The sequence below is a fragment of the Pirellulales bacterium genome, from assembly GCA_035546535.1.
In the GTDB taxonomy this organism is placed as follows: Bacteria; Planctomycetota; Planctomycetia; order Pirellulales; family JACPPG01; genus JACPPG01.
In genome coordinates this window covers 1-8,828 of the sequence record DASZWQ010000113.1, presented here as the reverse complement: position 1 = coordinate 8,828, position 8,828 = coordinate 1, and the positions used below count along the sequence as shown (strand labels likewise).

10 protein-coding genes are annotated in these 8,828 nt (G+C 60.5%); all 10 read right to left on the bottom strand.

Annotated features, from left to right (window positions below):
• Positions 1-189 precede the first annotated feature (189 nt).
• The 10 genes from VHD36_14425 to VHD36_14380 all read right to left on the bottom strand — a co-directional run bounded on the left by VHD36_14425 (position 190) and on the right by VHD36_14380 (position 8,571).
• Positions 190-573 carry a four helix bundle protein gene (locus tag VHD36_14425; protein HVU88513.1) on the bottom strand — a complete coding sequence of 128 codons (384 nt, stop codon included), beginning with the start codon at positions 571-573 and terminating at the stop codon, positions 190-192.
• A 26-nt stretch (positions 574-599) separates the two neighbouring features.
• The gene (gene nuoF / locus VHD36_14420; protein ID HVU88512.1) at positions 600-1,955 is read right to left on the bottom strand and encodes an NADH-quinone oxidoreductase subunit NuoF; all 1,356 of its coding nucleotides are present in this window, start codon (positions 1,953-1,955) and stop codon (positions 600-602) included.
• Positions 1,956-1,960: 5 nt separating this feature from the next.
• Complete coding sequence (locus VHD36_14415) at positions 1,961-2,575, bottom strand: hypothetical protein (protein ID HVU88511.1); 615 nt, start codon at positions 2,573-2,575, stop codon at positions 1,961-1,963.
• A gap of 3 nt (positions 2,576-2,578) precedes the next feature.
• Positions 2,579-3,538 (bottom strand): DNA methyltransferase, encoded by a 960-nt coding sequence (locus tag VHD36_14410; protein HVU88510.1) that lies wholly within the window; start codon positions 3,536-3,538, stop codon positions 2,579-2,581.
• On the bottom strand, positions 3,535-4,083 hold the full coding sequence (locus VHD36_14405) for an NAD(P)H-dependent oxidoreductase subunit E (protein ID HVU88509.1): 549 nt from the start codon (positions 4,081-4,083) through the stop codon (positions 3,535-3,537). Before VHD36_14405 ends, VHD36_14410 begins: the two co-directional genes overlap by 4 nt.
• A 202-nt stretch (positions 4,084-4,285) precedes the next feature.
• Positions 4,286-5,512 (bottom strand): NADH dehydrogenase (quinone) subunit D, encoded by a 1,227-nt coding sequence (gene nuoD, locus VHD36_14400; GenBank protein HVU88508.1) that lies wholly within the window; start codon positions 5,510-5,512, stop codon positions 4,286-4,288.
• A 16-nt stretch (positions 5,513-5,528) separates the two neighbouring features.
• Complete coding sequence (locus VHD36_14395; GenBank protein ID HVU88507.1) at positions 5,529-6,026, bottom strand: NADH-quinone oxidoreductase subunit C; 498 nt, start codon at positions 6,024-6,026, stop codon at positions 5,529-5,531.
• 34 nt (positions 6,027-6,060) lie between these two features.
• Positions 6,061-6,624, bottom strand: coding sequence for an NADH-quinone oxidoreductase subunit B family protein (locus VHD36_14390; GenBank protein ID HVU88506.1), 564 nt, complete (start codon positions 6,622-6,624; stop codon positions 6,061-6,063).
• Positions 6,615-7,082 carry an NADH-quinone oxidoreductase subunit A gene (ndhC, locus tag VHD36_14385; GenBank protein ID HVU88505.1) on the bottom strand — a complete coding sequence of 156 codons (468 nt, stop codon included), beginning with the start codon at positions 7,080-7,082 and terminating at the stop codon, positions 6,615-6,617. The genes VHD36_14390 and ndhC overlap by 10 nt, the downstream gene beginning before the upstream one ends.
• Before the next feature lie 175 nt (positions 7,083-7,257).
• Positions 7,258-8,571 carry a choice-of-anchor tandem repeat GloVer-containing protein gene (locus VHD36_14380; protein HVU88504.1) on the bottom strand — a complete coding sequence of 438 codons (1,314 nt, stop codon included), beginning with the start codon at positions 8,569-8,571 and terminating at the stop codon, positions 7,258-7,260.
• Positions 8,572-8,828: the final 257 nt, after the last annotated feature.

Here is an 8,828-nt window from a genome sequence, read left to right as displayed (position 1 = left end):
GCAACTGGCCACGACCGTCAGCCCCGCGTGCCAGCAGTAGTGCGGAATCTCGACGCCGGCGCGCTCGGCGGCCTGAATGCCGTTTAAGCGCTCGTGGTCGCCCACGCTTACTTCCCGGCCGTCTACGAGAACGATACCCATGGCGTTTAATGATGAACGATGAGTGCTGAGTGATGAACGAAAATACACTTACCGGACTTTTCTGCCGGCGGGTCGATTCTCTTTTGCCGTTTTTGCAGAGCTGACAAGCATGGCCGTTAACTCTGTAGCCTCGCGAACTAGGTCATCCAACCTTTTGGCCGGAATGATTTTCGCATCGCTTAGTAGTTCTAACCAATACGTAGTCTCGTCAAGTTCCTGGATCGCCGACTCGGTCTTACTGATGAATTCCGCGCGACTACGTGATCGCCGTGCCTCGCGATACTGCGCGCCAACCGACGTTCCACTCCGGAGCAGTTGTTTTCCTATAACCTGTGCCGCCGCTGTTTTTGGAAGCGCCGAGTACAGCCGAATAATTCGTAAAGCAAACGACTTTGTCCTGCCAGTCAGCGGCGATTTTTCCTCGTCGTTCATCACTCATCACTCAGCGCTCATCACTTCTAGTGTCCCGCCAGCACCGGCAGCGCTTTTACCGCGTGCGTTACCGCGTAGCCCTGTGGGTTGGTGCGTTTGATGTACTCTTCGAACTCGCCACGGAACTTGCGAATCGCGTTCTTGATCGGCCAGGCGGCGCCGTCGGCCAGCCCGCAGATCGTGGTGCCGGGGATGATGCCGATCGAGTCGCCGATCTCGAGCAGCAAATCGAGATCGCGCAGCCGGCCTTTGCCCGCCTTGATGCGATCGAGCATTTCCAGCGACCAGCGTGTTCCCTCGCGGCAGGGGGTGCATTGCCCGCAGCTTTCGTGCTGGAAGAAGCGGCAACTGTTGTGCAGGAAGTCGACGATGCTGACGGTTTCGTCCATCACGACCACGGCCGCGGTCCCCAGGCCCAGGCAGCCGACGCGCCCCGGTCCCGCGAAATCGAGCGGCGTGTCGAATTCCTTTTCGGTCAACAGGCCCATGCTGATGCCGCCGGGAATGGCCGCCTTTCCTTTGCGTCCTTTCCACACGCCGCCGCCGTATTCGTCGATCAACTGCCGGCAGGTAATTCCAAGCGGCGCTTCGTAGCAGCCCGGCTTGTTCACGTGGCCGCTCAAGCAGTAGAGCTTCGGCCCATAGCTGCCGGGATCGCGTGGGTTCTTCGGATCGGCGGGAACGCCGATCGATTTGAACCAGTCGACGCCGCGATTGACGATGTGCGTGACACAGGCGACGGTTTCGATGTTGTTGACGACCGTCGGCTTGCGAAAGACACCTTCCACGGCCGGAAACGGCGGCTTGATGCGCGGCCAGGCACGCTTGCCTTCCAGACTTTCGATCAGGCCGGTTTCTTCGCCGCAGATGTAAGCCGCGGCGCCGCGGTGCAAAAAGATATCGAGCGAGAATTCGCTGCCGAGGATGTTCTTGCCCAGGTAGCCCGCCGCATAGCATTCGTCGATCGCGTCCTGCAGGCGTTCCAGGCAGAGCGGATATTCGTACCGCAGATACAAGTACGCGGTTTGGGCCTTGGTGGCATAGCAGCTGAGGATGATCCCCTCGATCACCTGGTGAGGATCTTCCTCCATGAGAATGCGATTGTTGAACGTGCCCGGCTCGCTCTCGTCGGCGTTAATGCACATGTAGATTGGGCCGGGATGGTCCTTCGGCAGGAAGGTCCATTTCAGGCCCGTCGGAAAGCCGGCGCCGCCGCGGCCGCGCAAATTGCTGTTCTTTACCAGCTCGACGAGCGCGGGAGGCTGCATTTCGGCCAGTACTTTGCGTAGCGCCTTGTAGCCGCCGTTCGCCTCGTAGACAGCGCGCGTGTGGCTGTCCGGCTTGTCGATGTTGGCGAGCAGAACTGGTTCGAACTTCGGCACGGTCATTACTCGTGACTACCGTTTTTGGGGACAGGCTTTCCGTCTCTGATACGGACATCCGGACGGCAGTATACCGCCTTACCAGCTAGTTTCTTGGCCGCGTTCATGACACCAAAGGTGTGAGTACGGCCACCGCCCTGCGCGCCAGCCGTGCTCTTCTCGTATTTCCAATCAGATTTTTCAAGGAACACAATATGGACGCGCCAAATGACAACCGAGCGACCCGGCTCGATCGACTCCGTCGTGTCGACGAGATATCGCCAAACGATGTACCATCCCGGATGGTCGTAATGGGATTGAATGGCCCAGGGTCGTTTGCTGCCTTTGCTCTCTAACGATTCCTTCGCAGACGGGATTGCCGGCGAGCCACGACGCTTCAAATCCGGAAACCGCTGTTGGGCGGTGTGAAGGTTTTTGTTCTTCTCGTAATTGCTTACGGAATCCAACGCCCTTGTTCCGAAAATCCCAATGATCGCACTGAACACGTTCGCTTGTTCGAGGTAAATCTCAACTAAATCCGACGCGGCCTTTTCGACGAAGTCGATTGCCTTTTGAATCGCGGCGATTTCCAAGCCCGGTGGTAGCGGTACCGTTGCGTCAAAATATGCCCTCCGTGCCATCCATCACTCCTCGTCGCGTACTGGATGCAACGCAAGAAGAGGAATTGCCTTCGCTGCCATGCGGAAGTACTCCTCGTTCATCTCCAGGCCGATGCTTTCAAGGCCGCACGCTGCGGCGGCGGCTACAGTCGAACCCGAGCCCATGAACGGATCGAGAATTGTGCCTTTGCCAAGCGGCAACGCGGCGTGGCAAATTTGACGCAAGAAATGCTGCGGCTTCAAGGACGGGTGCGGTGCAATTTTTCGCTCGCCATTCCGGGCTACGCTTGAGTCGATTACGTCGCGAAACGGTTCCCTGTCCGAGACGCGTCGAAGCCCGCCTGTGCCCCATTTCCGCAAATTATCGCGTACAGTGCCCTCGCAAGGCTTCCGGAATAGCCCCCATGGCTCCCAAGACGACCGCGGCATGACGGTAACCATGGGGAAGTCCTGCTCGCCGTTCTTTGGTCTGTCGCCACCTCGTAGCGTCTGAACAAGACGAATTATCTCGCCGCGCTTCTCAAATCCGGCAGCGATCAATGGCTCATAGACAAGATAGGAGACAAGAGGATTCGTCGCGACAAAAAGATGCGCGCCAGGCGTCATGACTCGCATCAGTCCCGAGGCGAGTCGTGCAAAGAATGTCCTTAATTTTTCATGTCCTTCAGGCCCTAAAACCGTGAAGCGTGGTAGCGGAGAACGCTTGCAACCATCGAAGGACGGTGGAATCCGCCAAACACCGCCTCTGCCAGACTTCCTCTTCTGCAACTGCGAATCGGTGTACTCGATCAGTCCGTAGGGAGGATCCGTAACAACCGCTTCAACGGAGTTCGGACGAGCGCTTTTGAGCCACTCGAATGCATCGACGTGCAAGATTTGAAAGCGACCGAAACCCGTCGACGACGCCTTATGGCGACCGTTCGGCGCCTGAATTGGTAGCCACTTCTGATGAGACGATTTACTGGATCCGCTCGACCGCTTCATCTTTCTTGCCCCCCACGCCCACCCACATCGGGACCTTCGACCTGTCCGCCTGCCTCGGCGGTCGATAGGCTCGACATCCATGCGTCCGCCTTCTCGATGGTCAGGTCTTTGTACAAGGTCTTGCCGGCCAGCATGCACGGGGCAAAGTCGCAGGCCCCCAGGCATTCGCCAAACTCGAGCGTCACGCGGCCGTCCTTGGTCGTCTCGCCCGGCTTCACTCCCAGCGTGTGGCACATGTGCTCGAGCACTTCTTCGCCGCCGCGCAACGCGCAACTGATCGAGCGGCACACCCACGCCCGGGTGCGGCCGTGCGGCGCGTCCTGCTTGAAGAACCCGTAAAAGCTGAGCGTGTCCTGCACCTCGGCCGGGGCCAGGTCCAACAGCCGGGCGATCTCGACCACGGCCGCGATCGGCACGTAGCGCAGCCGCTCGTTGACGATGTGCAACGCCGGCAGCGTCACGGCCTGCCGCGTCGGATAACGCGGGAAGAGTGCCTTGATCGCCTCGACCATCTCGTCAGTGAGTACGCGCTCGGGAGTTGCCATCGTGTCGGGCAGCTATTTCGTTGTTCCCCATAGCTCCCCTCCCTTTCAGGGAGGGGCCGGGGGGAGGGTCTAGTGGTTCCGTTTATTGGTGTCGTTACTAAGCGGTTCGCTGATCCTCGTCGTTTGGTCTTGTCCCTCACCCTGCCCTCTCCCGGAGGGAGAGGGTTTTTCCGGCTCGCCCGTAGGGAGAGGGTTTTTTTGGCTACCGATCCAGCTCCGCTGCAATGATGTTCAAGCTGCCTAGCACCGCCACCACGTCCGACAGTGTGTGGCCGCGGATCAAGTGCGGGAACACGGCGAAGTGAATGAACGAAGGGGGCCGGCAGCGGGCACGGTACGCCACTTCGCTGCCATCGCCGCAAAGGTAAAAGCCCAGCTCGCCGTTCGGACTCTCGATCGCGCCGTAGCTTTCTTCGCAAGGCACTTCGAAGCCGCGATTGCTCATCGTCAGCTCGAAGTGCGAAATGCAGCCCTCGATCGTCGAATAGACTTCGCGCTTCGTGGGAATCGTCGTCCTCTCGCCAATGTCGACATTCACGGGACCCGACGGAAGGTTCTCGATCGCCTGCTCGACGATCTTCAGGCTCTCGCGCATTTCGGCCATGCGCACCAGGTAGCGGGCGTAGCAATCGCCGGCCGTGGCACAACAAACCTGAAAATCGAGATCGCTGTACGCCAGGTAAGGCTCGTCTTTGCGCAAGTCGCGCGTCACGCCGCTGCCGCGTGCGACCGGCCCTGAGCAACTGCGATTGATCGCTTGCTCCTTGGTGAGGATGCCCACTCCCTTGGTGCGATCGACAAAGATGCGGTTGCGGTTCAGCAACCGGTCCATGTCGTCGAGCGTTTTGGGGAACGTCCGCACGAACTCGCGCACCAGCTCCACGAACAGCGGCGTGGCATCGTGCATCACACCGCCGACGCGGGTGTAGCTGTTCGTGAAGCGCGCGCCGCACAGCGTTTCGAAGATGTCGTACAGGTCTTCGCGGCGATTGAAGGCGTACAGGAAGTACGTGAACGCACCCACGTCGAGGCCGACGGCCCCGTTGCACAGCAAGTGATCGCTGATGCGCGCCAGCTCGCAAAGAATGGTGCGGAGGTACTTGCAGCGGGGCGGAATTTCGAGCCCCAGCAGCTTTTCGACCGCACAGTGCCAGGCCACGTTGTTGGCCATCGGCGAGATGTAGTTCATCCGGTCGGTGACCGTGACGTACTGGTTGTAGTTCAGGCTCTCGCCGATCTTCTCGAAGCCCGAGTGCAGGTAGCCGATGTCCGGCACCGCGTCGACCACGCGCTCGCCGTCCAGCTTCAGCACCAGCCGCAGCGTCGTGTGCGTGGCCGGATGCTGCGGACCGAAGTTGAGCGTCCAGATGTAATCCTGGGCTTCGTCGCGGGGCGCTTCGGCAGTGAGTGTGGCGGGCTCGAGCGGCATATGAAATTCCGATTCCCTAGCCTCGATCCCTGGTCAGCACGGGGAAGTTGTGCCGCTCGCCACGCCCTTGCAAGGGATAGTCCTTGCGCAAGGGATAGGCCTCGAATTCGTCCGGCAGCAGGATGCGGCGCAAATCGGGATGCCCTTCGAACACGATCCCGAACATGTCGTACACCTCGCGCTCCATCCAGTTGGCCCCTTCCCACAAGGGAACGACGGACGGAATAGCCAGATCCGGCTCGTTCAAAAACACGCGGACCGAGAGACGCTCGTTCGTGGCGGTCGAAGCCAGCAGGTACACCAGGCCGAACCGATCTTGCGCGTCGCGATAGTTCAAATAGTCGACGCAGGTGACGTCGACCAGCAGATCGAAGCCCGCCTGCTTCTTGAGCCACGGCAGCACGGCGCCGAACGCATCCTTGGGGACCACCACGCGCGCCTGGCCGCGAAATTCGCTGTGCGCCAGTTGCGGAAACGCGGCAGTAAGTTTTTCGAGCGTGGCGGACTGGATCATACAACCGTTGCGGCATGCGGGCCGCGGCTAGTCTCTAGCGGTGTGTGTGATGATGCGGAAGGCTCGGCAGCACGGGCAACTCGATCAATGCCCGCTTCTGCCGCTGCCGCGAAGGCAAGTTGAACTCGTCGCCGTTGATCGTTCCCTCGGCCTGAATCTTGTCCTGCAGATCGATGATCGCCTGGATCAATTGCTCGGGACGTGGCGGGCAGCCGGGCACGTACATGTCGACCGGGATGAAGCGGTCGATCCCCTGTACCACCGCATAGGTGTCGAACACACCGCCGGTCGAGGCGCAGGCCCCCATCGAGATGCACCACTTCGGTTCGTTCATCTGCTGCCAGATGCGCTGCAGCACCGGCAACATCTTCATCACCACCCGGCCAGCCACGATCATCAGATCGCATTGCCGCGGGCTGAAGCGAAACACTTCGGCCCCGAATCGCGCCAAGTCGTGGCGGCTGGCGCCCGTGGCCATCAGCTCGATCCCGCAACAGGCCGTGGCGAAAGGCATCGGCCACAGGCTGTTCTTGCGGCACCAACTGGCCAGTGCGTCGAGCTTGCTGACGACGACATTTTCGGGCAGCTCTAGCGCCATCGAAACACCCCCTTTCGCCAGGCGTAAACCAGACCCAGCGCCAACAGGGCAATGAAGACCATGGTCTCGGCGAAGACGATTCCGCGCCCCTCGATCAGGTGCATTTGCACCGCCCGATCGATGCCGCGCGCCGATTCGCCGTCGGCCGTCGGCTTGCTGGCCACGGCCCAGGGATAAAGGAACAAGAGTTCGACGTCGAAGACCAGAAAGGCGATTGCCACCAGATGAAAGCGCACGTCGAAGCGGCGGCGAGCGTCGTGAATCGGGTTCATGCCGCTTTCGTACGGCATGCGCTTGACAGCCCCCTCGCGCCGGGGCCCGATTAACTTGCCGGCGGTGACCAGCCCCACCGATAAGCCGGTCGCGGCTAGCACCAGCAGAAACAGCGGCAGCATTACGCTCTGCATAGGGCGAACCGCAGGTTTTTCCGAGGGAATGGCAGCTTTGGGACCGAACATTGTGAATCGTTTCACAAAGGTCGGCCAAAGAAAAGCCCGGCGTGTCGCGCCGAGCATGCAACCGGCAATGTATCGCTTGCCCTACGGGGGGTCAAGAACGGGACCGCCACGCAGGCATGAGATCACGCCGAGCGGTTAATTATCCCAGCGCGATGACCGGGGGGGAAAGGGGCACTCAGCGGCTTGGTTGCTTCCGCGCTACGGCGCCCCGCACCCCTAGCATGATCACGCCCAACAGACCGAGCGCGACGCTCGACGGTTCCGGCAGGTTGAACGAGCCTCGAAACACCGTGCCGGCGCCATCGGCTCCGCCGTTCATGGTCGTCCCTAGAAAGTCGGCCGCAAAAGGACCGGTCCAGATAATAGGTCCCATCGGATGGGCGCCGTCTGGTCCGTGAAAGCTGTACAGCGAGTGAAACGTGCCGTCAGGCTGCATGTAGAAGAGGGTCCCTTTATTGGCGTCTCCACCGTCATACGTTGTGCCGACGATCGCAGCGCCGGCAAATATCGGCGGGTTGGCCTCTTCGATGACCAGCGGAAATGTGGCCAGCGCCGCCATCGGGTGCGCGCCATCGGCGCCTGTAAACGAGTGCAAAGACTGAAAGCTATTGTCCAGTGTGTTGAAGCTGAACACTGTGCCGTCATTCGCCGTGCCGCCGGCACTGGTTGTTCCGAAGACGGTGTTACCGACAACCGTCAGGGCCGTCATCGGAGCAGCGCCGTCAGCTCCGTTGAAGTCGTGCAACACCTTGAATCCACCGCCGCTGAGATTGATCTCGAAGAGAGTGCCGTCGCCAAAAGCACCGCCGGTCGACGTTGTGCCGAAGAGCATGGTGGTCGTGACCGCGACTCCCTGCGGAAACGAGAGAACCGGCACGGCGGTCAGTCCGCCTACCGGCGCTCCCCCTCCTCCCGTTGCGAAATCGTGCAGACGGTGTGCTCCGGAACCGTCGAGGGAGATTCTGTAAATGATGCCGTCGCCGCCAGCGCCACCGTTGGTTGTGGTTCCATAGACCGCGGTTCCGTCGGACACCAGGCTGCCCTGGGGTGTGCCAGCATTATCGATCGTCTGACCAAGAGATCCAACGAGCGTCGGAAAATCGGGCGTGAGCGACGATTTATAGAGCCACCCTTGGTCCGTCATGCTGTATAGCGCCGTTGGGGAACCGGAGGAATCCACGGTGGGAACGATCGCCGTCGGCGCTCCGACGGGTATCGGGGCAAGCAATGTCGGTTGCTCGGGAAAGGCGGGATACGGCAACGCGTAGACGGCAGGATTGCCGCTCGTCGTGATGCCGTAGTACGTGCCACCACCGATGGGGCCTTGCCGAAAAAGATCGCCGATCGGTTCCCCCCCGATCCCGGCCGGAAAATCAACGAGATTCGGAAAGATCGTGGCATAAGGTGATTGCGACCACGCCGTTCGCCCGGCGCTCAGCACAATGGCGACGTACAAGCAGGAAGCAAGCGCGAGTGCTGCGAATTTCATGACTTGTGACCGATGCGGTGGATGAATTACCGGAACAACGAGCGAATGAAAGCGCAGACAAGGACCAGCAGGGCCCTGAATACTCGACAGAACGAGGGCCGAACGCGCCGAAAGCGCTCAGTTCGAGTTTCGCAGTTTAGGCCGCCAGAGCGGCCGTGTTTTCCAGGAGGTCGAGGACTTTTCGGCTACCTTGGCCGCCGAGTCCCCATGAGGAAACTTGTTCGCGGAGGCTGCATCGTCGCAAGGTGCCCAGCATA

Coding starts and splice junctions, on each gene's coding strand:
- VHD36_14395 (HVU88507.1), bottom strand. CDS start 6,026: ATGATCCAGTCCGCCACGCTCGAAAAACTTACTGCCGCGTTTCCGCAA.
- nuoD (HVU88508.1), bottom strand. CDS start 5,512: ATGCCGCTCGAGCCCGCCACACTCACTGCCGAAGCGCCCCGCGACGAA.
- VHD36_14425 (HVU88513.1), bottom strand. CDS start 573: ATGAACGACGAGGAAAAATCGCCGCTGACTGGCAGGACAAAGTCGTTT.
- VHD36_14390 (HVU88506.1), bottom strand. CDS start 6,624: ATGGCGCTAGAGCTGCCCGAAAATGTCGTCGTCAGCAAGCTCGACGCA.
- VHD36_14415 (HVU88511.1), bottom strand. CDS start 2,575: ATGGCACGGAGGGCATATTTTGACGCAACGGTACCGCTACCACCGGGC.
- VHD36_14405 (HVU88509.1), bottom strand. CDS start 4,083: ATGGCAACTCCCGAGCGCGTACTCACTGACGAGATGGTCGAGGCGATC.
- ndhC (HVU88505.1), bottom strand. CDS start 7,082: ATGTTCGGTCCCAAAGCTGCCATTCCCTCGGAAAAACCTGCGGTTCGC.
- VHD36_14410 (HVU88510.1), bottom strand. CDS start 3,538: ATGAAGCGGTCGAGCGGATCCAGTAAATCGTCTCATCAGAAGTGGCTA.
- VHD36_14380 (HVU88504.1), bottom strand. CDS start 8,571: ATGAAATTCGCAGCACTCGCGCTTGCTTCCTGCTTGTACGTCGCCATT.